The sequence below is a fragment of the Mesorhizobium sp. M0119 genome (genome assembly GCF_040322615.1).
Classification (GTDB): domain Bacteria; phylum Pseudomonadota; class Alphaproteobacteria; order Rhizobiales; family Rhizobiaceae; genus Mesorhizobium.
Map to the genome: position 1 here is coordinate 1 of NZ_JAMYTU010000058.1, position 23,429 is coordinate 23,429.

Here is a 23,429-nt window from a genome sequence, read left to right on the forward strand (position 1 = left end):
CGCCTCGTGTCGATCAAATTCATCGCGCCCTTGATGATGCCGTTGGTCTCCAGGAACGCCTCGTCGCACTGGGCGATGATGTCGACGATGGCATTCCCGATACAAAGCACGTCATAGTCCGGCATCAATTCATGTCTCCGCCAAAAGCCCACCGGCTTTCTGCCACGCCGGGCGCCGGCGGGTCTGGCCAGTGGGAATGGGCTTTCCGCTTGCCAATCGGTTCGGCGCCAGCCCTCACGGGGCGGCAAGTCCTGCCTCGCGACGCAATTCGTCGGCCCTGTCTGTCTTCTCCCAGGTGAAATCAGGCTCTTCACGGCCGAAATGGCCATAGGTCGCGGTCTTGCGGTAGATAGGGCGTAAGAGATCAAGCATCTTGATAATGCCCTTCGGTCTGAGATCGAACAACTCAAGAATGAGGCGCTCGATCCTTCTTTCCTCAACCCTCGCTGTTCCGAACGTGTTGACCATGACAGAAACCGGACTGGCCACGCCGATTGCGTAAGCAAGCTGCACCTCGCAGACGTCCGCAAGTCCGCTAGCGACGATATTCTTTGCGACATACCGGGCCGCATAGGCAGCTGAGCGGTCAACCTTGGACGGGTCCTTGCCCGAAAAGGCGCCGCCGCCGTGACGACCCATCCCACCATAGGAATCGACGATGATCTTGCGTCCAGTGAGACCGCAGTCGCCGCGCGGCCCGCCGACTACGAACCTCCCCGTCGGGTTGACCAGAATTCTGATGCCTTCCGTCTCCAGGTGGGTCGGCAGGACAGGCTTTATGATTTCCTCAATGACGCCCTCGCGGACCGTCTCTTGCGAGACCTGCTCGTCATGTTGGGTCGATACGACGATGGTATCCAGGGCGACCGGGCGCAACCCCTCATAGCGCACTGAGACTTGGGATTTCATGTCAGGACGCAACCAGCCAAGCGGTCGTGCTTTCCGGACATCTGCCTGTTGTTTCGTCAAGCGATGAGCGAGCTGGATCGGCAAAGGCATCAGAGTATCGGTTTCGCGGCATGCGTAGCCGAACATGAGGCCCTGATCTCCCGCTCCCTGTTGGAGGTCCTGCCCTCGTCCCTCGTCAACGCCCTGGCTGATGTCGGGCGACTGCTCGGTGAGTGCATGAACGACGGAGCAACGCCGGCCGTCAAAGCCGACGGCCTCGTTGTCGTATCCAATATCGAGAATCGTATCGCGCGCAACTTGGCTATAATCCACCTGCGCATCGCTGGTAATCTCGCCAGCCAGAACGACCATCCCTGATTTTACCAACGCTTCACAGGCGACGCGCGCCTTGGGATCGGTGCGGAGGATGGCATCGAGGATGGCATCCGAGATGTTGTCGGCCAACTTATCCGGGTGTCCCGCGCCAACCGATTCGGAAGAGAACACGAACTGCCTAGCCATGAAATGCCTCGCTTCGGGTGTTGGAGTTGTATGGGGCATTTTGCTTAGCCCACCTTACCTGTCGGTGAGGCCCGGGACCTCGAACGCAGCGCACAAGTCGGCAACGTCTCTTCGCACGCAGGCATGGAGATCTTCGTCTTCTGGCTCGCCGGAGGACGGAGTCCATGAAGCCAGCAATTTGCACGGTTTCCACATCGCGCAAGCCCATTGACGTCACTGCTGGCGCCCCCAGGCGAATTCCGCTTGTGACCGCAGGATGGCGCGGGTCGCCCGGCACCATATTAAAGCTCGTAATGATGCCTGCCTTCGCTAACCGCTTGGCATAGGCCTTGCCTGATAGTAGTCGATCGCGAAGATCAAGGATCAGCATGTGATTGTCAGTGCCCCCGGTGACCAGGTCATAACCTCGGTCCAGAAGCGCCAGGGCCAGAGCCTTGGCATTTTTGACAATCTGTTGGCCGTAACTGCGGAAGGACGGGTCCGCGGCTTCCCGCAAAGCGACAGCTAGCGCCGCGATAACATTCATATGGGGGCCGCCTTGCAGTTGAGGGAAGACAGCGCGATCTATTCGTCTGGCGAGATTGTATTTGCCCTTCGAATGATACAGCGCTTGATGGCGATCTTCATTCCTTGACAAAATGAAGCCACCGCGGGGACCGCGGATCGACTTGTGAGACGTGCTGCTGACGACGTCGCAATGGGGTACGGGATTCGGATGCACTCCAGCGACAATCAGGCCACTGATGTGCGCGATGTCGGCCACGAGGTAGGAGTTCGCCTCCAGAGCGATTTCTGCCATTGCCGCGTTGTCGAAGATACGGGGATAAGCAGTACCGCCAGCCCAAATGAGCCGAGGCCGTTCGCGTTTTGCTGTTTCGCGCAAACGGTCATAGTCAATTTGCTGCGTCTTTTCGTGCAGCCCATAGGGGACGCGCTTATAGTCTGTTCCGGAAAAATTGATGGCCCAACCATGAGTGAGGTGGCCCCCTTCCGGAATTGGCAAACCCATCACCTTGTCACCGGGGCTTAAAAGCGCTCGATAGACAGCCTGATTGGCCGGCGAGCCGGAATAAGGCTGGACGTTGGCGTGTTCGCTGCCGAATAACGTGTTCAAGCGCTCAATGGCGAGGTTCTCAAGCTCATCGACGATCTCGTTTCCCGCGTAGTAGCGCGCAGCGGGGTACCTCTCGGCGTACTTGTTCATGAAAATCGAACCGGTTGCTTCCAGCACGGCCGAGGAGGCAAAGTTCTCAGATGCGATCAGTTTGAGCGTCGTCCGCTCCTGCCGCTCCTGTCTTAGAAGCAGTTCGTGAACGCGGCAATCAACCGTCGCCAAGCGAGACCGTCCGTAAGTGTCGGGCTGCGCGATGGCGCTGTCGGCGGAGTTGTCCATGGTAGCTTCGCGCTCCAATTGGATTGATCTATTTCACGGTCAAGCATGCGGTCCCCTTCGGCCGCGTGTCTCGTACCGCTTCGAGCCGTTGAAGGTCTCGTTTGTGATAGCCATCGCCGTGGGGCAGGAGATCAACCAACAATTGAACCAGCCCGCCGTCCTTACCTCCTGTTTTGAGATTGTACGAGCACCACGGACGTTGTTCGTTGCAGTAAAGAAAGTCGGCTCTGGCCAGCAGCCGGACGTGTCGTACAACGTGCTCACGACGCAGACCCAGAATCTCCGCTAGCTGGCAGACAGTTAGGTCCGCGTGCGCGCAAAGGCCTAGAATTCGAAGGCGATCTAAATGCGCTGCCGTCCGTAGGCGACTGACCAGTGTCAGCATTGGTCAGGACCAAGCCACTTGGAAAGCCTGGGCACTCGTCCTACTGAATTTGTCATTTCGCGTTCTCCACAGATGTTGCAGCTTTCGAACCAAATAATATGGTTGCTTGTCCACCGACCGGACAATCTCGGTGGCCGTGAAGATACTGTTTTGAGCCGATATGGCTGTGTCGAACAAATAAGATGGGCGCTCTTCTTGCCATTGCCTTTAGCCGAAATTGCACGCAGTTCGGCGGGTCGGAGAATAAGCCACGGTTCGGACCCCACTGACTCAAACGTTGCAATAAGCCTACCATTCACAGCGAACCGGAGTTGCTAAGAGTCTATGAATTTCCTTGAAGGATCTGTTGCAACGTTTGCGCAGCCCGGTCTTGCTCCCGGCTTGCAGCGGTCAATCTCGTGCAGACTGACCGTGATGCAAAGATGACAAGGAAGGTTCGCTTTCAATCCGATCTTCTTCCTGGCCAAGTAGTTCGTAGTCTCATAACTGTGGCCTAGACAAAAGCTGGGCTAATCAGCGAGGTATGATGTCGTTAGCGTGGTTGGGCCACCAGCAGGTCGACGCCAAGATCGACACGCGCAATTTCCCGCGCTCCGAGAATGTCAGTGACTGCGCGCTCTTCCTCGGGCGGTCTGGCTGCGCCGTCTAGAATCTGAATGCGTCTCGCGCCGACCCGTTCAGCAATGAGCTGTTCGGCTTGCCGCATTGACGGCGAAGCAAGCTCAAGTACGTTTTCGCGCATCTCACGCGCCGCCTCGCCGACTTCCGCAAAACGCTTCTCGGCGAACTGCTCCTTAAAGAGCGCAGCGAGATCATCAAATGTTTGAACTTTGGTGGGCTTGGGTTTCGAGCAAAAATATCCAGTTGCCAGTCCAGGTTTATAGGCAAGGCTGTACGCTTTGTCGTCTGGCAAGGGCCCAATATCCCCTGGTGAGACGAAAATGGACTGCCGTGCTACGGTTGCCCCATTATAAGAGCGGTCGAAATCGCTGATGTTTGCAATACAAGGAGCCGCATAGAAGACGTTTGACGGATAGCGCGCCTCAAGCCGAAGAAGCAGTTCATGCTGACGCGACACATCCCTGCGCATGATCGCAATCCGAAAAAATGGTATCGACAAACCGGGACAATGTCCGCTCGCAATCTCAAAGGCAGTTCCTCGCTTCATCAGCTCCGGAAGCTTGTACTGGAAAAACAGCGGAACCCCTGGGAAATTGATGCGGATGTCAAAGCCAGAATGCCCTTCCTGTATGAGGTTTGGAAAGACCGGCGCGCCTACAGGTGCGGCTGACGATGACCGGATAAGGTTTTCGGTGAAGGCATACCCAAATGAGAACTCCGTGAAGCCCACCTTCATTCAATTCTGCTTTCGTGCTGAAGTTTATCTGGGGCTCTTTGTCTGCAGCCGAGCAGACCCTATAACGGAAAAAACTATGTATACTTGCGATAGTCTGAGCTTATCGATTCCTCGGATAGATATTTCAAAAGCTCACCCACTCTTCTGGCTGCTAGAATGGGAATGGGAAGCTTCTGGTTGATCTGGGTCGAGTTCCAGTTGATTTTGGTAAGCGATAAAACCTCCTGCGCTATCTCAGCGATTCCCGGCGCAGATCGCCGATAAGTTTCGGGCTTCGCGAACAGCGCCAGAGCGCGTAGCCGATATCTTCAACCGGGGCGGCGGCTTCTCCCTCGCCAGTGCCGAGCGCGATCATATGCGTTGCGCATTCCGCCAGCGCGCCGTCAAGGCGCCCCGCTTCCGTCGCGCTGCCGTAAAGGTCCAGGAACCACGCCAGCGAATAAGACCAGTCGGCAGGCAAGTCCTGCCCATTGTGACCCCTTGCGACGACGGCCACGACGGCGTTGCGGCCTTCGGGCGTGCCGGGCTCTATCCCAAGGATCGGGTATAATTCGGGTGTCGGCTGCTGAAGGATACGCGCCGGCACGAGCGACAGTGCTTTCTACAGCGAGGGGAGGAAAATCCTCCAGTTCTTCGGCCAGTTCGGCAGCTTCTCTCCTTCGTCCCTTGCGGCGCGCTTCTAACATATTCTGCCGCAACCACGGCAACGGTGCGCTGCGCCCGTTCAGCGGTGCCGGTGGCAATCAGCTCGGCCGGAATGTCACCATCCTTGATCGCCCAGTGCGTACGGTGCTGTTCGAACTGTTGAATGCCCAGCCGGTCCGCAATTCTCAACACCGCTGACCGGTCGAGAAAGGCATGTTCCGGATCGGGCTCGAAGGTGAAGGCCAGTTCGTGTCCGCGCCGAACGATATTGCGTATGCGGCCGTGCCGGACCACCCGCGCGTGCGGGCCTCCCGGCCCGACTTCGTACATCAACAGCGCCGGGATTTCCTCCAGCCGGCGCAATGTTTCAGGGCGCGCGAGGTCGATAGCCTCGGCCTCGGCGCCGCTATATTCCTTGAACCGGTCAATGGTTGACGTGAACGGCGGCGTTCCCACCACTCGCCGTGGCCCGAGACAAGCAAGTTAAACATGGCACACCACCGACCTCACGCCGCCTTCTCCATAGACCACTTCACCCGTTCGGCGAGAAAGGCGGCGAACGTTTTCACATTCATATTGCCGCTCGCCTCCTCCAGCCCTGCGAGGTAGGCCTTCCGGTCATCGACTCTGACGACTGTCCAGGCGTAACCGCCTGAAGCCAGCATCGCGTTCATGAGAAACCGCGCCATTCGTCCGTTGCCGTCCGGATAGGGGTGCACATAGCCCACAAGCCAATGCCCCAGCACGGCACGCACGGAGGCCGCCTTCTCCGCCTCCAGCAGGTCGAACAGCTCATTCATACCATCGGCCACCGCTTCGGTACGCGGCGGCACGTGCTGCGAGCCGCGCAGGTACACAGGGTGATTGCGATATCCCGCAAGCGCGCTGGCTTTGAGGATGCCGGCGGTCACTGACGGCGCGAACAGCTCCCGGTACCACTCCCGGTGAGTGTCCCGCGTCAACGCGCCGGCTGGCTTGCCGTTGATGATCGCGGCAACAGAGTCTTTGACCTTCTGGAATGCGAGGTAGTAGCCACGCGCGGCAAGCGCATCCCGGTTCTTGCGGTCCTCTTCATCAATCTCCGGATTCCAGCTCCCCTCGCGCACCCGGTCGATGAGTTCCGGGGTGACGCTGTACCCTTCTATCGACAGCGAATGGTAGGCGTCGCTTTCGTAGATATCCTCGACGAACTTCATATAGGCGTCTTTGTCGGACGGAAGTCCGGGTGCCTTCGGGAATATCTCGATGATGGCTTCGCGCTGCGATTGCCAGATCGCGCGCAGGCGGGCGACCAACGGCGGTACGCCCGCCGCAATGGTTGTCACTCCAATTTGTCCCGCGAACGGATCGGATTCGCGCACGTCATAGCCGGCGGCTTTGAAGGCGGCCACGATTTCATCGGCAAAGGAGTCGCGTCCTACGCGACGGAAGGCCCCTGCAAGCCGTCCCGCCACGGCGGAATGGCCGCCATCAAGCAGCAGGGCCAGAACGGTTGATACGTCGCGCACCGATGCCATGGCGATCTGCATCTCGATAGGGGCGCGCTGGAAGAACGCTTCCGGCACCCGGGTAAGGGCGGCCTCGACAGTGAACACGCGCTGGCCGTTTTTCTCTGTCAGTTCGGCCGGCATCTCCTTGACCTTGAGGTCATAGAGCGAAGTGCCGAACAGCAGGTCGATTTTGTTATTCGTGCCTTTGGGGGTGTTCACCACCACCTGAGGCGGAATAGTGGGCGCTTCCGCGTGCAGAAGCAGCGACTGCTCCGGTGACAGGAACCAGTCCTTGCCGAACCGGTCATTGCAGTAAAGGGAGCAGAACTCCCAGAAGCTCGCGTACCAGGGGGTGGTGTCTTGCTGCTGTGCCTGCGGGCCGGTCGACATGAGCCAGCCTTTGATAACATCGCGCAGGAACCCGTTCTGCAGCAGCCGCTCCCGGTGGACGCGGGTCAGCTCATCTGATTTGAATATGCGCCGCCCACCCTCCTGCAGCTCTTTGAGGACGGCCAGTGATTCAGCGAGTTTTTCATGGGGCTTGGCCATGGCCGTGCCTCTGCAAGTTTTTAGAGCTGTGCGATTACAAGTATATAGTGCTGATAGGTGACAAGTCAATGATGCTGTGGACTTGCAAGTTTTTTAAGTCGTGCGATAACAAGTTTTTTATGCGATAATCGGTAATAACCTAGCTAAAACAAAGCTTTGATCGTTTCCATAGCTTTGTCTGGGCGAAGGATCGTTACCCGGATGGGCCGAGACCCAGCTCCCCGCAGGCTACGCAGGGGCTCGGGGCGAGCCTAGAGCCTGGCCCTCCGAAGCGCTTCGAAGGAGGACGCGCCTCTTTGAAAAACTCGCCCGTTGTGCATCGTGGGTACCCGGTAAACGCGAATTCTCAAAGAATGATCGCCGCAAACTAGATCTAGTCAGGTGTACACAGTCGCCGACGCCAAGATCCCCTTGGTGATAATCGCCGCCAACGGGATTCTTGCTCGCGCAATATGATCCTAGATTCCACGCGATTGGCGGTGCCTGGCTCCCGCCGCTAATCGTCTGCTGAACCGAAGATCATTCACCCATCGACGAAACCAGAGCCACAAATGCGTCAGGATCAGATGCTTTTGTCATAAGCACCGGCCAGCGAACATGACCCTCCGTTGGCTGAAATCGTCGGCGATAAAATGGGGCCGCCTATCGCAAGCCTGATTCTCATATGGGGTGTTTCCAAATCTTTTCGAACACCAGAAGCTTGGCCTGGCGCACCGCTTCCTCAATCGATCCCCCGATCGCCAGATACGCGGCTATCGCGCTGGCCAGGGCACAGCCGGTGCCGCGCATCGTTCTTGCCAGCCGACGAGTGTCAAGGCGCACGGGTTCTTGGTTGGGTCGAACGAGAACATCCGTTGAGCGAGGTCCTGAGCCGTGGCCGCCTTTGATCAGCAGGGCCTGAACCCCGGCGGCGAGCAGTTGTTGTCCTTGTTGAAGCGCGCCGACCTCATCCACCGCTAGCTCTGAGCCGGCAAGAAGCGCCAGTTCGATAAGATTGGGTGTGACGATACGGCAAAGTGGCATCAGATGCTGCTTCATGATGGGGATGGCGCTTGCTTCAAGAAGCGCTCGGCCTGACGTGGAAGCCAGCACCGGATCGAGGACTGCCGGTATGCCCGGATTTTCGCGCAGCACAGCGGCAACCGCGGCGACGATCTCAGCCGTTGCGAGCATGCCGATCTTGACGGCCGCCAGCTTGTTGGCCTGCAGCGCTGCACGCATCTGATCGGCCACCAAACCGGGTTGCAGATGAAGGATGTCCGCGACGATGTCGTGTGTTTGCACCGTCACCGCAGTGACGGCAAGGCAGCTGCGCACGCCCATGGCGGAGAGGGTCTCGATATCGCGCGCGATTCCGGCACCCCCACTGGAGTCCGATCCGCCGACGACAAGTACATGCAACTCCTGCCTCAGCGCCATCGGGCGGTCTCTTTTATCCACTCTCTGGTGCGCGCTTCAGGGTCAGGATTCAGCGTGACGTCGGTGACCACCGCGGCACTGTCTGCCCCAGCCTCGAATACGCCGTCGAGCCGGTCGGGGTTGAGGCCACCGATGGCGACCAGCGGGATCGGCGCGACCCGTCGTTTCCACTCGCTGAGCCGCTCGAGCCCTTGCGGCGCCCATTTCATCTTCTTGAGGCTAGTGGGATAAATAGGCCCCAGGGCTACATAGTCAGGCTCGGCCGCTAGCGCCGTTTCGAGTTCGGCGTGATCGTGGGTCGAAAGCCCGAGCTTCAATCCGGCGTACTTAATCGCCAGCAGGTCAGCCGCAGCCAAATCCTCTTGGCCGAGATGTACGAAGTCGCAGCCTTCCTCAATGGCGAGCCGCCAATAGTCGTTGACGATCAGTTGGCAACCATGGACCGCGCAGACGTCGTTCGCGCGGCGGATTTCCGAGCGCAGCGTGGTCTCGTCCCTATCCTTGATGCGCAACTGAACCAGCTTGACGCCGAGCGGGACCAACCGCTCGATCCAGGCGGCATTGTCGACGATCAAGTAGAAGGGATCGAGCTTCATGAAAAAACCGCCCTGCCGATCGTCGGTGTCGATGGCACTGCGACGTCGCGCGGTTCGAGCATTCCCGAACTGAAAGCCTCACGGCCGGCGTCGACCGCCTTGCCGAACGCACGCGCCATGCCGACCGGATCAGCCGCCTTGGCGACCGCCGTGTTCAGGAGGACCGCGTCAAAGCCAAGTTCCATGACGGTGGCCGCATGCGACGGTCGCCCGAGCCCCGCATCCACAATCAGCGGGACGCCAGGGAAATGGCCGCGCATCGAGCGCAGCGCTGTGATGTTGACCGGCCCCAGCGCCGAACCGATCGGCGCGCACCACGGCATCAAGACCTTGCAGCCCGCCTCCAGCAGCCGCTCGGCGACAACAAGGTCGTCGGTGGTATAGGGAAGTACCGAAAAGCCGTCCTCGCACAGGATGCGGGCGGCTTCGACAAGGCCGAACACGTCCGGCTGCAACGTGTCGTGGTTGCCGATCACTTCGAGCTTGATCCAACTCGTGTCGAAGACTTCGCGCGCCATTTTCGCGGTGGTGACAGCTTCCTTGACGGAGTGGCAGCCGGCAGTGTTGGGCAGGATTCTGACGCCGAGCGAGCGGATCAGTGACCAGAACTTTTCGCCAGCCCTGCCGCCTGCCATCTCGCGGCGCAGCGAGACGGTCACCACCGAGGTTCCCGACGCCTTGACGGCCTCGGCAAGGATGGCCGGCGAAGGATATTGAGCGGTACCGAGAAGCAGGCGGGAGGGAAGCGTTGTCCCGAGAAGATCGAACATGCTAGCCTCCCTGCATCGGCGAGAGGATTTCGATCCGGTCGCCGTCGCTCAACTGGAATTCCGCCCGGTTGGCTTTGTGCACGAGGTCGCTGTTGACGGCCGTCGCCAGCCAATCGCCCTCATAGTCGAGCGCGGCAAGCAGCTCCGCCAGCGTGGTGGCGGCAACCTCATGCGCTTCGCCATTGACCGTTAGTTTCATGGGCAAGCTCCTTGGTTCTGTCTTGACTGAAAATCAGGTCGGCAGCCTGGCGCGCCATGGCAGGGGCGAGAAGAAAACCATGGCGATAGAGTCCATTGATCGCGACGGCAGTTCCAAGTGCCTCCACGCGCGGCAGATTGTCGGGAAAGGCTGGACGGATGCCGACACCTGTTTCAACGATCCCGGCCTCGCCAAAAGCCGGGTGGAGGGCATAGGCGGCACCGAGCAGTTCCATCATCGAACGCGCCGTCACCGGTCCGGAGGACTGGCTTTCAACCATAGTCGCGCCGATCATGAACTGCGTGTCGGCACGCGGCACCGCATAAAGCGGAAAGCGCGGATGCAGCAGCCTGACCGGGCGCGACAGCGAGATATCAGGCGCGCGCAGGATCAGCATTTCGCCGCGAACGCCGCGCAGCCTGTCATCGGCTGCTGCGATTCCAGTGCAGTCGATCTGACGATCGAAACCGGAAACATGCCGGGCGTCGGTGCCGAAGTGGAATTTGACACCCATGGCTGCGAGCTTGTCATGAAGTGCTGCCATCGCCTGGCGCGGGTCGAGATGAGCCTCATATGGGAAGAGCAGTCCGCGCCGGAAGCGGCCGGCGAGGTCGGGTTCCAGGAGCGCAATTTCGTCTTCATCGACACGCCGATGGCCCGACGTGCGGCTGGCGAAGCGGTCGAGCTCGCCGGCATCACGCGGGGGGGCCACGACAAGTGTTCCGCCCCGTGTCACCTGACCCGGCAGCACCGCATCCCACCAGTCGGCAGCGTCACGTCCAAGGTCCAGCACCGGCTGCTCGGCGCTTTCACGCTCGCACCATGGCGCCAGCATGCCGCCGGCGAACCACGACGCATTGCCTCCAAGGCCATGCCGGATCTCGGCGACAGTGACCGTCCCGCCGCGGGCGGCGAGTTCGAAGGCGGCGGTGAGGCCGGCGACGCCGGCCCCCTTTATCAGCACCTTCATGATGGCTTACCTGGCTGAGGCGTGAGCGGTGCGCCGGTCTCGTCCGCTGGCACGTAGAGATCGCCGCCCTCGCGGTATTTCGCCGCCATCGCCGCCATGCCCTCTTTCTGTGCCTCGGCGCGGATGTCGTGAGAGATGCGCATCGAGCAGAATTTCGGTCCGCACATCGAGCAGAAATGCGCCAGCTTGTGCGCCTCCTTGGGCAAGGTCTGGTCGTGGAAGGACCGCGCGGTTTCGGGATCGAGCGACAGGTTGAACTGGTCCTCCCAGCGAAACTCGAAGCGCGCGCGGGAAAGGGCATCATCTCTGGCTTTCGCTGCCGGATGGCCCTTCGCCAGGTCGGCGGCATGCGCCGCGATCTTGTAGGTGATCACGCCGGTCTTGACGTCGTTGCGATCGGGAAGGCCGAGATGCTCCTTCGGCGTGACGTAGCAGAGCATGGCCGTGCCGAACCAGCCGATCATGGCGGCGCCGATGCCTGAGGTGATGTGGTCGTAGCCCGGCGCAATGTCGGTGGTCAGCGGTCCAAGCGTATAGAACGGCGCCTCGCCGCAGACAGCGAGCTGCTTGTCCATGTTCTGTTTGATCTTGTGCATCGGCACGTGGCCGGGCCCCTCGATCATCACCTGGCAATCTTTCGCCCAGGCGATCTGCGTCAGCTCGCCGAGCGTTTCCAGCTCGGCGAATTGCGCCGCGTCATTGGCATCGGCGATGGAGCCGGGACGAAGGCCGTCGCCGAGCGAGAAGGACACGTCATAGGCGCGGCAAATGTCGCATATCTCCGCGAAATGGTCGTAAAGAAAGCTCTCCCGGTGATGGTGCAGGCACCATTTGGCCATGATGGAGCCGCCGCGCGAGACGATACCCGTGACCCGGTCAACAGTCATCGGAATATAGTGGAGCCGCACGCCGGCGTGGATGGTGAAATAGTCGACGCCTTGTTCGGCCTGTTCGATCAGCGTGTCTCGATAGACCTCCCAGCTCAGATCCTCGGCGATGCCGCCCACCTTCTCCAGCGCCTGATAGAGCGGCACCGTGCCGATCGGCACCGGCGAGTTGCGGACGATCCATTCGCGGATGTTGTGGATGTTGCGGCCGGTCGACAGGTCCATCACGGTATCGGCGCCCCAGCGGATCGCCCAGACCATCTTTTCGACCTCTTCCGCCATCGAGGAGGTGACGGCGGAATTACCGATATTGGCGTTGATCTTCACCAGGAAATTGCGGCCGATGATCATCGGCTCGCTCTCGGGATGATTGATGTTGGCGGGAATGATCGCGCGTCCGCGCGCCACCTCGTGGCGGACGAATTCAGGCGTGACGAAGTCGGGGATCGCCGCGCCGAAGGCCTCGCCGTCGCGCTCAAGCTTGCCGTGCAGGATCTCGCGACCAAGGTTCTCGCGGATGGCGACGAACTCCATTTCGGGCGTGACGATGCCGGCGCGCGCATAGGCAAGCTGGGTCACCGCCTCGCCTGACTTGGCCCTGAGTGGCCGGTTGCGAATGGGAAATTCCGGCGTCAGGCGCTCACCGGTCACAAATCCGTTGTCCTCCGGCCGCACGCGGCGGCCGTCATAGGCCTCGACATCGCCGCGCGCCGTGATCCATTCGTGGCGAAGCCGGGCAAGACCGTTTTCAATGCTGGTTTCGACAGTCGGGTCGGTATAGGGGCCAGACGGATCGTAGACGGTGACGGGCGGCTCGCCGGCCGTCGGATGGACGGAGATTTCGCGCATCGGCACCCTGATCTGCGGGTGGATGGCACCGGATTTGTGGATTTTCCGCGAGGCTGGCAGCGGTCCCGTCGAGACGGCGGGCGTGAGGGCATTCATCTTGAGGCTCCTTTGCTCGTTGCATTGGAGACCCAGTTCTGTGCCGGAAGGATGAAAAGACGCTTCTAGCGACCTGCTCGAAACAGGACCTCGGGCGTAAACTCCCGCAAAGCGCTTGCACCGTCCCTACGCCAGTATGAACTGGATCAGGTTCAACGGGTCACTGCGCCGCGAAAGCCAGCAGTATCTCAGCCCCTTGCCGGGACTCCCCTGGTGAATGCCTCAGGTTGAACGGGCGAGCGCTATCTTGTCAAGCGCATTCGGGCCGCGGCGGTGATCGTCGGGCGATCAAACCCGGCAGGCGCAAGATCGGATGGAGCATCACTTGAGAATCGTCTGTTCCTCGATCAGCCTCGCTTATGCTCTGGAGCTTGTTCTCGCGCCCGAATTTCCCAGGGATGGCTGAACGGAGGCGATCCATTTGCGATTTTCAAGTGCATCGGGCCACACCCCACAATCGATCAACAAGTTGAACACCTCCTCACCCGACTGGGCCTTCGAGTTCGGAAAACCCGGCCGGGTACTGCTGGATGGCAGGGTCCGTCACGCGGGCGGAAGGGATGTGGAAATGAAAGAGCTGCGGATCAAAACACATAATCGGGCGATGAATATCGCCTGCGCGATCATCCGGACCAGATCTGATATGAAACATCGTCCGGCCCCGAGATCGAGGCTCCAATCTCGTATAGCTTCATGCGACGTTCTCTTGGAGTGTTGCGGGATTGTTCCGCTCAACCGGAACTCAACCCTTTCATCGCGTTAGAATGAGCGTTCGAAACGCAGGATTCCGGCGACACCGCTCTTCTTGTTGGCGTTGGTCCAGTTCACGTTGGAAGCGTCCACCTTGCCGACGGCGAAGTTGCCGTAGCGGCTATAGTCGAGTTCCGCCGTAACTGTGAAATCTGGAAGAAACGCATAGGCGACGTTTGCAGCGACACCATGGTTCTTGAGCTGATCACCGGAGAGCTGAAGGTTGAACGAAGTTGTCTCGTTGAGCTTGTAAGTGGCGCCAGCCCAGAAAGCCCAGTTCCCACCCCAACTCTTATAGAAGCCGCGACCATGAGCGTCGATGGCGTTCGTGGAGTCGTCGTTGAGCTTGCCGTTGGAACCGTAGCCGAGCATTCCGAACAGCAACAGTTCGTTGGTGACATTGATGTCGACACGGACCTTGGCGGCCACCGATTCGTAGTTGCTATCATAAGCGGCAACGCCGGTGATCGCGCCCCAGCCATGTGTGTATTTCAAGCCGCCGACTACGTGCGGAGAGTAGCTGTCGATTGTGCCGACCACGCCCGAGCCTTCTTCGAGCGAAACCACGGCCGAAAAGCCGTTCCCGGCGTCGAAGTAGTACTGAACCACATTGGTACCGAAAGCGCCGTACGGAACCGGCGTCTGGTTGAGTACGTCACCCGCGCCGCCGATAAACATGTCGAAGGCCGACCAGTCCTTACCAACTCGGAGGCCACCAAGCTGAATCCAGGCGAAAGTCAAGGTGCTGTCTCCGTTGAAGGCATAGGACCGAGAACTGTCCGAAACCGAAGTGTGGCGGTTACCGAAGTTCATGCGGGTTTCGGTGTAGGTCTTCAACGTGCCGAGTTCGGTCTCCTGGCCGGTCCAAGTTTTCAATGTGAAGCGCGTGTTGTTTTGCCATGTGCCCTGATGCTCGCCAGTCCTCACATCCGAGGTTCTTGCGTGGTCAAACAATCCGACATGGCGCAAGCCGATGTCGTAACGGACATAGCCGCCGATGCGCAGGCAGGTCTCAGTGCCTGAAATGTAGACGTAGCCCGAGCCGTAAACGTCGCAGATTTTAACGTACTCAGTCGGGTCAGGCTCGGCAACGGCGGTCACGGCGCGAGCGTCGGAAAAGGCAATCAGTGCCGCAGTTGAGCCGAGGAGGAGGCTCCTAATATTCATTGTTGATCTCCGTTCAAAGAGTAAAAGGAATGGACGTCAGTGAATGAATTTTTGCTAAGGAACCAGTCGATAACGATGCGCATTGAGTGAATTTTTGAGCAGTTTTGATGCGCTCGTCATGCCAGATGTTCATGAGAAATTGAGAATACTATTGGGTATTATTGTTACAGATATGCAATTGTTATTACAAATATAATTATTGCCGAAACGACGCCATTCAACATTTCTGTACAAACCATCACCGTCATCTCCGCTAGTTGTGGGCGGGCCGTCACAAAGGCTTCTACTGCAAATGACGTGCCATCCTGACGACGCAGCTGCGGCTTGAAGCTCAAGTGTGCCGGCGGACCTTGGTTCGCTCTTCCTTCCTTTCTGCCTTGCGGATCAACCCAAGCACGAACGGCAAACGTTTCGGCTACGGTTCGTCTGTTCGCTTCGCGACAGTTTCGTTCAATGGCGACAGCTTTGTTTGCTGTGAGCCCCGACGTTGAGACATCATGCGGCGGGCACCGCTCGGTACGACGCCGTCATTTTGGCGAGCGCGATGGTCGGTAATCACGCGCTGAACGCGCAGCCTTGCCTTCACCACGGAGTCCGTAGGCGCGCCAGCCTTGGCATTGCGGCGGACCTGACGGTCGCGTCGAGCAGGCTCTCGTCCTGATAGACGGCGCGCCACAGCTAATGCTTCTTGCCAGCAATTCACAAAACGAGCTCATCGAGATGCCAGAGATCACCATGGGGCTGCGCTAGCTGGCGAGCAAAGTCTGGTCCCAACGCGGTGTTATCTCGTTGGATGCGGCAGCCGCTCAGCAGAATCTACGCGACCAGGCGCACGCTGAAGGGAAGGGATGGTGGAACCAAACGGTACGCGTGAGGGTCGCGGCGGGAACAGCCATGGCCAGTCGCTGACCGTCCAGCCAAGACTGAACGGCCGCTATTGCTGCGAAATACAAGTTTCGAGCCCAAAGCGGAACGGACTGACATAGCGCAAAGACACAGGCGAGCGCAGCGGTAAGGTTGGTGGTTATCAGCATGGGACGGTAACTGTTGCAGACCACGAAATATCGAGAGGCCCGGCTGCCTTGGTACACTATCTATCCGACTGTGTCGGAGTTCTCTGGGGCGGTCGGCGCCGAGGCTTATGAGGAATGGCTCAAGAACCTGCCGGCTGACGGTCCGGTGTCACTCTATCTGCACGTTCCGTTCTGCCGATCAGCGTGCTGGTATTGCGGCTTCCCCACCACCATCACCCGCCATGATGCGCCGATCCTCAACTATCTGGCGACCCTGCGTGAAGAGATCCGTCTGGTTGCGGAGCGAGTGCCGCAGACGTTGCCCGTGAGCGACATACATTTCGGCGGCGGAACTCCGTCTCTCATAGGACCACCCGAGTTCCTCGCTCTGATAGAGTTCCTGCGACGCCGCTTCGCTCTGTCGAAAACAGCTACGGTCGCCATCGAGATCGATCCACGCACGTTCACGGTCGAGATGGCCGAGGCCTTAGGAGCGGCCGGCGTGAACCGCGCGAGCCTCGGCGTGCAGAGCTTCGATCCAATCGTTCAAAAAGCGATCAACCGGATCCAGAGCGAGGCCCAGACGTCGGCTGCCGTGGAAATGCTGCGCCGGCACGGCGTGAGCCGCATCAACTTCGATCTCATCTTTGGTCTCCCGCATCAAACGGTGCAATCCTGCGTCGAGACAGCGAGGGCGGTGGTCGCCATGCGCCCCGACCGGCTTGCGGTGTTCGGGTACTCGCACATTCCATCCCAGATAAAGAATCAGCGCCTCATCGAGGAGGAATTTCTGCCGGACAGCGCTGCCCGCGCTGAACAGCATGCGGCTGTGGCCGTGACGCTGATTGCCGCCGGCTACCGAGAGATCGGGCTCGACCATTTCGCCTTGCCGGACGACGAGCTCGCGCTGGCACAGAAAACCGGTCGCCTGCGGCGTAACTCGTTGGGCTACTCGGCCGACACCTGCAGAACCCTGATCGGTTTCGGAGCGTCGGCTATCGGCCGCATCGGCCAAGGGTACGTTCAAAACGAAGTTACACGGGATTCCTACATCCAGCATATCGCAGCTGGCCGTCTGGCGACGTCAAAGGGCTATCGCCTCACCGACGACGACCGCGTGCGAGCCGCAATTATCGAGCAACTAATGTGCGATCTCGAGGCCGATGTGCAGGCAATCTGTGCCGCCCACGGATCTGATCCGATCCGTCTTCTCGATTCAGCTGAACGCTTGGCGATGCTGGCTGAGGACGGGATAGTGGACTTCGAAAACGGTTTTGTCCGCGTACGGCGGGAGCATCGCTTTGTGATTCGTGCTGTCGCTGCCGCGTTCGATGCTTTTCTCGATCGGGATGGCCGTAAGCATAGCCCCAGGTGAGGGCAAGCATCCAACCGGAAGCTAAACTCGACGCCCTTGGCCGAGGCCTGTCATGAAGCGCGCGTCAAGGATGCGAAAAGCAGAGCTGATCCGCCTATTTCATCTCATCTTCAATGACATCGACCTCGTGGCTGCCACCGAGGCGTTTCCATATTGATCGTGGTAGGTGCGGGATATCTGGGTGTTTCGCCGTCAGCGCATGAAGATCTCCGCGAAGCGATGGGTCAGGAGATCGCGGTGGCTGCGATCAGCCCGTCCATCGATGACAGACCGCGGCCACGCCGCTTCGCGAGGCCCGTCAGGTCGCCCCAGGCCAAGGCAACCAGTTCGTCCACCGGCAGGCCTCTCGACTCGAAGCGCTGCGGCAGGTCCCGGGCGAGCCATTCGGCCAGTGCGTCACGTTTCCGACCTTTGTCCATGAGGGCAGCGCCGCGCCGGATCTCGGCGATCGACACAGACCCGCATTGACCCTACGCGGCTGGTCTTCCTGGATGAAACATGGGTCAAGACCAACATGGGCGCCGTTGCGCGGCTGGGGTGTGCGCGGCAAGCGGCTGATGGCCCACGCACCATATGGCCATTGGAAGACGATGACCTTCATCACCGCGCTGCGGCAGGATCGGGTGGAGGCGCCTTGGGTCATTGACGGACCCATCAATACGCAGGCCTTTCGCGTCTATGTCGAAACCGAACTCAACAAAACACTGAAGCCGGGCGACATCGTCATTCTCGACAATCCCGGTTCTCACAAGGGCCAAGCCATCCGCGACATCGTCAGGGCTACTGGCGCAAGGCGGGTCAAGCCCGCGAGAGCGGCAATTTTGTTCCGGCTATCACCCTCTCGTCGAGAACGGCGTGACGGAAGCGATAAAGTTGCGCCGGCCGGCCGCCGGTTTCCGCGGTTGTCTCACCGGTTTCCTCGACCAGCTCCTGCTGCTCGATTAGCCGGCGAAAGTTCGGCTTACGTACGAGCCTGCCGGCAAGCGCCTCCACGGTGCGCTGCAGCTGCAAAAGCGTGAAGACCGGCGGCATCAGTTCGAATACGACCGGCCGGTATTTGATCTTGGAGCGCAGCCGCGCAATGCCGGTCGCCAGGATGCGACGATGATCGGCGATCATCGATCTGCCCGAGACCGAGGTGGGCGCAGCGGAATGTCCGGCGCGTATTGCTTCCTCCACCAGGGCGGCTTCGTAGAGCAGCTCATAACGTTGAAGCGCGAGTTCCTCGTTCCAATGGCGGTCGTCAAAGCCGAAGGCGATCGCCGCCCGCCGTCGTCGGTCGAGGCGTGTCGTACCGTCGTCAGTGCCATCCGCCCATTCCATCAGGCGCGGCCGCAATTCGTCCAACACGACCGCCGGTGTGCCGGAGCGGTGATCCTCCCACGGGAAATAGTCGTACCAGCTTCCCCAGTGTCGCCCGGCCGGGTCGCCAGCTTCGTCTTGGTGGGTGAGCGCCAGATAGCTGATAGAGACCACGCGGTCGTCAGCGCCAACCCTGTCGCGATCGGCGAAGGTGTAGAGCTGTTCGATATAGCCGAGCGGCTGGCCGGTCTGTTGTTCCACCCATCCCCTGAGGCCCGACTGCAGCGAACGGTGAGCAAGCTCGAACGGGCCCGAGGGCAGGGCGTTTGCCTGCGGGATGGTCAGAACGCAGGGGGCGCTGCTGTCCATGGCGACCACAACGGCGATCAAGTCCGCATTGACGTCGTTGGCCTTGCCTCCAGCTCCGCCTTTCCTAATCCCTTTTGCGCGATCGTCCATGGTCCCCGACGTTGTTGAGCAGAGCCCCTGCCGCGTAGCGGCTGAACCGATTGAATTCCGTTTTTGTCTGATAATTGTCGGCGCGTCAACACCACCTGTCGTGGCGATTTTAGCTCTTCGCAGCTGCACAAAAAGTGCCAACGCGACATCCGTGCTTGGGGAAGGAGGCCCATTGAGTGCGCCGATTCAAAGCTCGTCGATCGACATTCCGACGTTGTTCTCGTCGGCGACAGCGCGGCATGGTTCTCCACGGCTTGGCGTCGACGCTGGGCGTGACGCTGGAGATGATGATCATGCACGGTCAGGCCTGCGCTCCTGGAGCCGGCGCAAATGGTCGTCGACCCGCCGTTCGGTTCCTTTGAAGAAACCCGGAGCAGGCTTTCCGCAATGCCTGATAAAGCCCTTCCAGTGCGCCCGCGCCAGCATCATCGCACTCGCACTCCAACACAACCTATGCGAGTCAGTAAATCGACTCGCCGGCACTATTGTTTCAGGGGAAATGAATCTAGTTTCAAAGGGTTCGGCCGATAGGCCGGGCACAGCTGCGGCCTTCACGGCCTTTTTGACATAAACGCGTCGCCCGATTGAGATTATCTTGACGGTAGCGCAGTGCGCCATCCATGCCAGTCGAGATGATCATGGGCAAATATCGAGACCATCGCGAGCCACGCCGGCATCGCTATGACGAGGACCCCGTTTCCTTTTCGGCGGACTTCCGAGCCAAGCTATTTTCAGCGCCCGCCGCCCGTGACGGCAGATCCTGTCGATGCGGAGGTATTGTGGTTCACAGTCAGCAAGGGTTTTGGCTTCGTCAAACTGTCGGACGGCACGGAGGCCTATCTGCACGTGCGAGTGTTAGAGGCGGCCGGAAGCCGGGATGTTGCCGCGGGGACGCCTCTCAAGATCACGGTCGAAAAAAGTCCAAAAGGTCATCAAGTCGCGCAGGTGCTGGAGATCGGCGATCACCGCTCGAAAACTCCGTCACATACGCGCGTCGCTGGAGGGACCTTCGTTGAAACCGGTGCGCAGCTGGAGAGCGGGGGCACGGTCAAGTGGTACAAACCCGAAAAGGGCTTCGGCTTCATTGCTCCTGACAACGGTGAGAAGGACGTCTTCGTTCATGCCAGCGCCCTGACGCGCTCAGGGCTCAGCGTGCTGGTGGCGGGACAGAAGGTGTTTGTCGAAGGCGGGCAAGGCAAGAAAGGCTGGGAAGTCCGGAGCATTCGCCTTGCCTAGACGGCGATGCATTGCTCGCCTCGAAGGAGATGCCGGAGAGCGTCGGGCGGCCGCCATACTGCTATCCTATTGGCGCCCGATCGGGTTCCCGGATTGAGCAAGTCCGGATCCCTATTTTATGCCGCTGCCAGCGTTGTGTCCGCCATGTGCACGCGCGCTGCCGCTGCCAGCAGGTCGGTCTGGGTGATCAGCCCAATAATGCGTCGCTCGGCATCGACGATGACCACGGCATGGCTGCGGCCGTCGGTGAGCACCGGCAGCAGGCTCATGGCCGGCGTATCGGGAGAGGCGGTGCCAGCCTTCGACATCACAGCCCTCACCGCGTCGGTCGCCTTCGTCAGCTCGCGCAGGCCAACTACACCGACCAGCCCGCCCTCGGCGTCGGTCACCGGCAGCGTCCGGATGTTGTGATCGAGCAGCAAGTGACGCGCCTGGTCGGCAGGCGCATGTTCATCGACCGAAATCACATCGCGCGACATGATGTCCTCGCACAGCAGGGTCCGGTGGGAGCGCACCATCGCCTGCAACTCGACCTGCCGTAGCAGCCGCTCAAGATCGTTGCGGTCGATATCGAAGGTTTCCTCCAGCGCGCCGAGCGCGGCATCGATATCCTCGGGCTGGAAGCCGACCCGCTCCCGCGCCGGCGGATCGATGGTTCCATGCGCGCTTTTAAGGGCGGGAGCCGCCACATGCGGATAGTTGCGCCGCGACAGTTTATGGATGCCGTAGCCGAGTGCGACCAGCACGATCGAGTTCAGCGCTACCGGAACGAAGGGAAACAGCAAGCCCGAGCTGAAGACGGCCGGTCCGCCGAACACCGCAGTTAAGGCGGCGGCGCCACCCGGCGGATGCAGGCAGCGCGTGAACGACATGGCGGCGATCGCCAGCGCCACCGCAATGCCGGTAGCAAGGACGGGTTCATGCACGAAATGCGCCACGATCACCCCGACCAGCGCCGAAATCGTATTGCCACCGATAATCGACCAAGGTTGCGCCAGCGGGCTTGAAGGCACGGCAAAGAGCAGCACGGCCGATGCTCCCATTGGAGCAACCAGCAGTGCGACATGTGGGCCAGACCCGTTCGCCAGCGCACTGATCACGCCAGTCAATGCGATGCCGATCATGGCCCCGATGCAGGCGAGCAGCCGCTCGCGCAGCGTTGCACCGGCAAGGATCGGAACAAAGAGACGAAACGCCATGGCATACCCTTGGGCGAGTGGTCGGAACTCCGCGCTCCGCAATGCAGGCAAAGCCACAGATTTGGAAGTTAAGCCAATTCGGAAAGTCGGCTCACGGGGGAAAACTTTTGCGCGAAGCGGCCATTGCCAAATGGGTGCAGACATTTTGATCAGCCAGAGGAGGCGGACGGCACGCTGATCCGCTCGAGCGCAGCTAGAGGCCAAGGGCTGCCGTGCCGCGGGCAGCCGGAAACGGGGATGGTCGGAGGTCGAGCTGGGATGGACACTAAGGAATTCAGAGGCTTCGAAAAGCGTGCTGACAATGTCGGCATGGCAAGACAAATCAGGCCCTTGTCGCTCCACTTCCGAGGCGAACTCCAGCGGAGTACGGCTTCTACGCGGTGCTTGGTCTGCCTGTCCTTGCCACCATCGGATTCGTTGGCTGCTGAAACGTCCACCAGTAGCCGCTGAGAAGACGACTGCCGCCAGTGCCGTCGTGGAACCGCTATATGACGGCGGCGTGGTTACAGAGCCGGCTCGTGTCGATCGGGCGGGGGAGCCTGATGTGACGTACATGGTCCAGAAAGTGGCCAATGAAGGTGCTGGCATCGTCAACGTGATCAGGTCACGTAATAGCGGTAACACAACCGCGACCACGAGCCTCTCAGGCGTTCGATAAGGCGGGAAAATCCGATCGCCGGACCAAGCGCGATTCCGCCACACTGCCACACACGAAACCGATCAGGTCACGTTCCAGGCTCGCCAGAAGATTGGAGCCGAGGCCACCTCGGCTGAACTCTGCCATGCCGCGGGCCGCCACCTCTCCCAGCCGCGGTAGAAAACGTGGGTCAGCAGCGCCGGCATGGGCGAGCAACTCCCAAATCGCGAGCAGCGCCATCGACACCGCAAGCGGCCGCAGATGTCGGCCGATGAAGCGGAAGGCCGGCGGTGCGATGGAAGCGCCGTGCGACAGCCTATCCCGACCTGCAATCGTGATCAGGCTGATCGTGGGGTCTCCGGACGCCAGCGTTGCAGATAGTTTTGGCCAAGCGTGAGCAGGCCGTGGATCACCAATTCGGTCAGGCCGACCACGATCATGGCCGAAAGAACGAGTTCAAATTGAAAGAGCTGACGACCATAGGCCATCAGGTAATCGGAGCCCTTCGAACGATGCGATGAGTTCTACCGCAACCAGGGTCTGCCAGCCGTTGGCAAGGCCTTCTCGCAGCCCTGTAAAGATCCACGGCACGGCGGAAGGCAGCACGATCATCGTGAGTTTCGACCAGCGGCTGAACGAAAGGACACGGCCAGACCCGTCTCACGACGACGCCGTTGCGCTTCGCCGCCATCAGCTGGGTAGAGGACTTGCACCTCCAAGCTGTCGATCATGCTCGGCATACAAAAAAGGGCGGCATTGCTGCCGCCCTTTCCGCTGTAGGTTGATAGGGGGCTGGATTAGAAATCCATACCGCCCATGCCGCCCATGCCACCGCCGGGCATACCAGCCGGCATGCCGCCGCCAACCGACTCCTTCTTCGGAGCCTCCGCGATCATGGCTTCGGTGGTGACCAGCAGGCCGGCGACCGAGGCCGCGTCCTGCAGAGCCGTGCGCACAACCTTGACCGGATCGACGATACCCATGGCGATCATGTCGCCATATTCGCCGGTCTGGGCGTTGTAGCCGAAGGTTGCCCCCTTGTTCTCAAGGATCTTGCCGGCAACGATCGATGCTTCCGCACCGGCGTTGGCCGCGATCTGGCGGGCCGGAGCCTGCAGCGCGCGACGCACGATGGCGATGCCGGCGGTCTGGTCGGAGTTGGCGCCAGTGACGGTGATGGCCAGCGAAGCGCGCAGAAGTGCGACGCCGCCGCCGGGGACGATGCCTTCTTCGACGGCCGCGCGGGTCGCGTTGAGGGCGTCATCGACGCGATCCT

General features: G+C 60.2%; 20 protein-coding genes, 5 pseudogenes and 1 riboswitch. Of the genes and pseudogenes, 5 read left to right on the top strand and 20 right to left on the bottom strand.

Annotated features, from left to right (window positions below; genetic code table 11):
- The 5 genes and pseudogenes from NKJ40_RS29135 to NKJ40_RS29155 form a co-directional block, all read right to left on the bottom strand.
- Nucleotides 1–125, bottom strand: a pseudogene (locus NKJ40_RS29135) (adenosine kinase); the annotation flags it as partial.
- A 109-nt stretch (nucleotides 126–234) separates the two neighbouring features.
- Entirely contained in the window at nucleotides 235–1,410 is a 1,176-nt protein-coding gene (gene metK, locus NKJ40_RS29140; protein WP_352469011.1) for a methionine adenosyltransferase, read from the bottom strand.
- 54 nt (nucleotides 1,411–1,464) lie between these two features.
- Nucleotides 1,465–2,803 (bottom strand): annotated as a pseudogene (glyA, locus tag NKJ40_RS29145) (serine hydroxymethyltransferase).
- 917 nt (nucleotides 2,804–3,720) lie between these two features.
- Complete coding sequence (locus NKJ40_RS29150; RefSeq protein WP_352469012.1) at nucleotides 3,721–4,545, bottom strand: hypothetical protein; 825 nt, start codon at nucleotides 4,543–4,545, stop codon at nucleotides 3,721–3,723.
- A gap of 229 nt (nucleotides 4,546–4,774) precedes the next feature.
- On the bottom strand, nucleotides 4,775–5,131 hold the full coding sequence (locus NKJ40_RS29155) for a hypothetical protein (RefSeq protein ID WP_352469013.1): 357 nt from the start codon (nucleotides 5,129–5,131) through the stop codon (nucleotides 4,775–4,777).
- A 272-nt stretch (nucleotides 5,132–5,403) separates the two neighbouring features.
- On the opposite strand from NKJ40_RS29155, the gene NKJ40_RS29160 reads away from it, so the two are divergent.
- The gene (locus NKJ40_RS29160) at nucleotides 5,404–5,625 is read left to right on the top strand and encodes a hypothetical protein (RefSeq protein WP_352469015.1); all 222 of its coding nucleotides are present in this window, start codon (nucleotides 5,404–5,406) and stop codon (nucleotides 5,623–5,625) included.
- A gap of 71 nt (nucleotides 5,626–5,696) precedes the next feature.
- Here the strand turns inward: NKJ40_RS29160 and NKJ40_RS29165 are convergent, their stop codons facing one another.
- From NKJ40_RS29165 to NKJ40_RS29200, 8 genes are all read right to left on the bottom strand, one after another.
- Nucleotides 5,697–7,229 (bottom strand): Fic family protein, encoded by a 1,533-nt coding sequence (locus NKJ40_RS29165; protein WP_352469016.1) that lies wholly within the window; start codon nucleotides 7,227–7,229, stop codon nucleotides 5,697–5,699.
- A gap of 660 nt (nucleotides 7,230–7,889) precedes the next feature.
- Entirely contained in the window at nucleotides 7,890–8,648 is a 759-nt protein-coding gene (locus NKJ40_RS29170; RefSeq protein ID WP_352469017.1) for a hydroxymethylpyrimidine/phosphomethylpyrimidine kinase, read from the bottom strand.
- A complete protein-coding gene (locus tag NKJ40_RS29175; RefSeq protein ID WP_352469018.1) occupies nucleotides 8,639–9,244 on the bottom strand; it encodes a thiamine phosphate synthase in 606 nt (201 codons plus the stop codon). The genes NKJ40_RS29170 and NKJ40_RS29175 overlap by 10 nt, the downstream gene beginning before the upstream one ends.
- Nucleotides 9,241–10,014 carry a thiazole synthase gene (locus NKJ40_RS29180; protein ID WP_352469019.1) on the bottom strand — a complete coding sequence of 258 codons (774 nt, stop codon included), beginning with the start codon at nucleotides 10,012–10,014 and terminating at the stop codon, nucleotides 9,241–9,243. Before NKJ40_RS29180 ends, NKJ40_RS29175 begins: the two co-directional genes overlap by 4 nt.
- A 1-nt stretch (nucleotide 10,015) precedes the next feature.
- Entirely contained in the window at nucleotides 10,016–10,213 is a 198-nt protein-coding gene (gene thiS / locus NKJ40_RS29185) for a sulfur carrier protein ThiS (RefSeq protein WP_111545250.1), read from the bottom strand.
- Nucleotides 10,182–11,183, bottom strand: a complete 1,002-nt coding sequence (gene thiO, locus NKJ40_RS29190; RefSeq protein ID WP_352469020.1) for a glycine oxidase ThiO — start codon at nucleotides 11,181–11,183, stop codon at nucleotides 10,182–10,184. The genes thiS and thiO overlap by 32 nt, the downstream gene beginning before the upstream one ends.
- Entirely contained in the window at nucleotides 11,180–13,015 is a 1,836-nt protein-coding gene (thiC, locus tag NKJ40_RS29195) for a phosphomethylpyrimidine synthase ThiC (protein ID WP_352469021.1), read from the bottom strand. Before thiC ends, thiO begins: the two co-directional genes overlap by 4 nt.
- 105 nt (nucleotides 13,016–13,120) lie before the next feature.
- Nucleotides 13,121–13,237: riboswitch (TPP riboswitch) on the bottom strand.
- A 537-nt stretch (nucleotides 13,238–13,774) separates the two neighbouring features.
- Nucleotides 13,775–14,932, bottom strand: a complete 1,158-nt coding sequence (locus tag NKJ40_RS29200; RefSeq protein ID WP_352469022.1) for a porin — start codon at nucleotides 14,930–14,932, stop codon at nucleotides 13,775–13,777.
- Between the two features lie 1,047 nt (nucleotides 14,933–15,979).
- Here NKJ40_RS29200 and hemN point away from each other — a divergent pair.
- Nucleotides 15,980–17,320 carry an oxygen-independent coproporphyrinogen III oxidase gene (gene hemN / locus NKJ40_RS29205; RefSeq protein WP_352469023.1) on the top strand — a complete coding sequence of 447 codons (1,341 nt, stop codon included), beginning with the start codon at nucleotides 15,980–15,982 and terminating at the stop codon, nucleotides 17,318–17,320.
- Nucleotides 17,321–17,547: 227 nt separating this feature from the next.
- Here hemN and NKJ40_RS29210 read toward each other — a convergent pair.
- A pseudogene (locus NKJ40_RS29210) lies at nucleotides 17,548–17,775 on the bottom strand (PIN domain-containing protein); the annotation flags it as partial.
- Between NKJ40_RS29210 and NKJ40_RS29215 the strand changes: the two are divergent.
- Nucleotides 17,775–18,114: pseudogene (locus NKJ40_RS29215) on the top strand (transposase); the annotation flags it as partial. The pseudogenes NKJ40_RS29210 and NKJ40_RS29215 overlap by 1 nt on opposite strands.
- Nucleotides 18,115–18,118: 4 nt before the next feature.
- Here NKJ40_RS29215 and NKJ40_RS29220 read toward each other — a convergent pair.
- Nucleotides 18,119–19,081: an NUDIX hydrolase gene (locus NKJ40_RS29220; RefSeq protein ID WP_352469024.1), complete on the bottom strand. Its 963-nt coding sequence runs from the start codon at nucleotides 19,079–19,081 to the stop codon at nucleotides 18,119–18,121.
- Nucleotides 19,082–19,228: 147 nt separating this feature from the next.
- Between NKJ40_RS29220 and NKJ40_RS29225 the strand changes: the two are divergent.
- Nucleotides 19,229–19,473 (top strand): annotated as a pseudogene (locus NKJ40_RS29225) (3-methyl-2-oxobutanoate hydroxymethyltransferase); the annotation flags it as partial.
- Between the two features lie 385 nt (nucleotides 19,474–19,858).
- Entirely contained in the window at nucleotides 19,859–20,317 is a 459-nt protein-coding gene (locus NKJ40_RS29230) for a cold-shock protein (protein WP_352469025.1), read from the top strand.
- 116 nt (nucleotides 20,318–20,433) lie between these two features.
- Here the strand turns inward: NKJ40_RS29230 and NKJ40_RS29235 are convergent, their stop codons facing one another.
- From NKJ40_RS29235 to NKJ40_RS29255, 5 genes are all read right to left on the bottom strand, one after another.
- Nucleotides 20,434–21,516 (bottom strand): HPP family protein, encoded by a 1,083-nt coding sequence (locus tag NKJ40_RS29235; RefSeq protein ID WP_352469026.1) that lies wholly within the window; start codon nucleotides 21,514–21,516, stop codon nucleotides 20,434–20,436.
- 643 nt (nucleotides 21,517–22,159) lie between these two features.
- Nucleotides 22,160–22,393, bottom strand: a complete 234-nt coding sequence (locus tag NKJ40_RS29240; RefSeq protein ID WP_352469027.1) for an ABC transporter permease family protein — start codon at nucleotides 22,391–22,393, stop codon at nucleotides 22,160–22,162.
- A gap of 98 nt (nucleotides 22,394–22,491) precedes the next feature.
- On the bottom strand, nucleotides 22,492–22,641 hold the full coding sequence (locus tag NKJ40_RS29245) for a hypothetical protein (RefSeq protein ID WP_352469030.1): 150 nt from the start codon (nucleotides 22,639–22,641) through the stop codon (nucleotides 22,492–22,494).
- Nucleotides 22,610–22,765 (bottom strand): hypothetical protein, encoded by a 156-nt coding sequence (locus NKJ40_RS29250; protein WP_352469028.1) that lies wholly within the window; start codon nucleotides 22,763–22,765, stop codon nucleotides 22,610–22,612. Before NKJ40_RS29250 ends, NKJ40_RS29245 begins: the two co-directional genes overlap by 32 nt.
- A 185-nt stretch (nucleotides 22,766–22,950) precedes the next feature.
- Nucleotides 22,951–23,429, bottom strand: a 479-nt coding sequence (locus NKJ40_RS29255; protein ID WP_352469029.1) for a TCP-1/cpn60 chaperonin family protein, incomplete at its 5' end; no start/stop codon positions are given.

Excerpts from the sequence above, each read along its gene's own strand:
- NKJ40_RS29245 (WP_352469030.1), bottom strand. The coding sequence starts at position 22,641 with ATGGCCTATGGTCGTCAGCTCTTTCAATTTGAACTCGTTCTTTCGGCC.
- NKJ40_RS29165 (WP_352469016.1), bottom strand. The coding sequence starts at position 7,229 with ATGGCCAAGCCCCATGAAAAACTCGCTGAATCACTGGCCGTCCTCAAA.
- NKJ40_RS29180 (WP_352469019.1), bottom strand. The coding sequence starts at position 10,014 with ATGTTCGATCTTCTCGGGACAACGCTTCCCTCCCGCCTGCTTCTCGGT.
- NKJ40_RS29150 (WP_352469012.1), bottom strand. The coding sequence starts at position 4,545 with ATGAAGGTGGGCTTCACGGAGTTCTCATTTGGGTATGCCTTCACCGAA.
- thiC (WP_352469021.1), bottom strand. The coding sequence starts at position 13,015 with ATGAATGCCCTCACGCCCGCCGTCTCGACGGGACCGCTGCCAGCCTCG.
- NKJ40_RS29170 (WP_352469017.1), bottom strand. The coding sequence starts at position 8,648 with ATGGCGCTGAGGCAGGAGTTGCATGTACTTGTCGTCGGCGGATCGGAC.
- NKJ40_RS29175 (WP_352469018.1), bottom strand. The coding sequence starts at position 9,244 with ATGAAGCTCGATCCCTTCTACTTGATCGTCGACAATGCCGCCTGGATC.
- NKJ40_RS29250 (WP_352469028.1), bottom strand. The coding sequence starts at position 22,765 with ATGATCGTGCTGCCTTCCGCCGTGCCGTGGATCTTTACAGGGCTGCGA.
- NKJ40_RS29240 (WP_352469027.1), bottom strand. The coding sequence starts at position 22,393 with ATGGCGCTGCTCGCGATTTGGGAGTTGCTCGCCCATGCCGGCGCTGCT.
- NKJ40_RS29235 (WP_352469026.1), bottom strand. The coding sequence starts at position 21,516 with ATGGCGTTTCGTCTCTTTGTTCCGATCCTTGCCGGTGCAACGCTGCGC.
- NKJ40_RS29200 (WP_352469022.1), bottom strand. The coding sequence starts at position 14,932 with ATGAATATTAGGAGCCTCCTCCTCGGCTCAACTGCGGCACTGATTGCC.
- metK (WP_352469011.1), bottom strand. The coding sequence starts at position 1,410 with ATGGCTAGGCAGTTCGTGTTCTCTTCCGAATCGGTTGGCGCGGGACAC.
- NKJ40_RS29160 (WP_352469015.1), top strand. The coding sequence starts at position 5,404 with ATGTTCCGGATCGGGCTCGAAGGTGAAGGCCAGTTCGTGTCCGCGCCG.
- NKJ40_RS29220 (WP_352469024.1), bottom strand. The coding sequence starts at position 19,081 with ATGGACGATCGCGCAAAAGGGATTAGGAAAGGCGGAGCTGGAGGCAAG.
- thiO (WP_352469020.1), bottom strand. The coding sequence starts at position 11,183 with ATGAAGGTGCTGATAAAGGGGGCCGGCGTCGCCGGCCTCACCGCCGCC.
- thiS (WP_111545250.1), bottom strand. The coding sequence starts at position 10,213 with ATGAAACTAACGGTCAATGGCGAAGCGCATGAGGTTGCCGCCACCACG.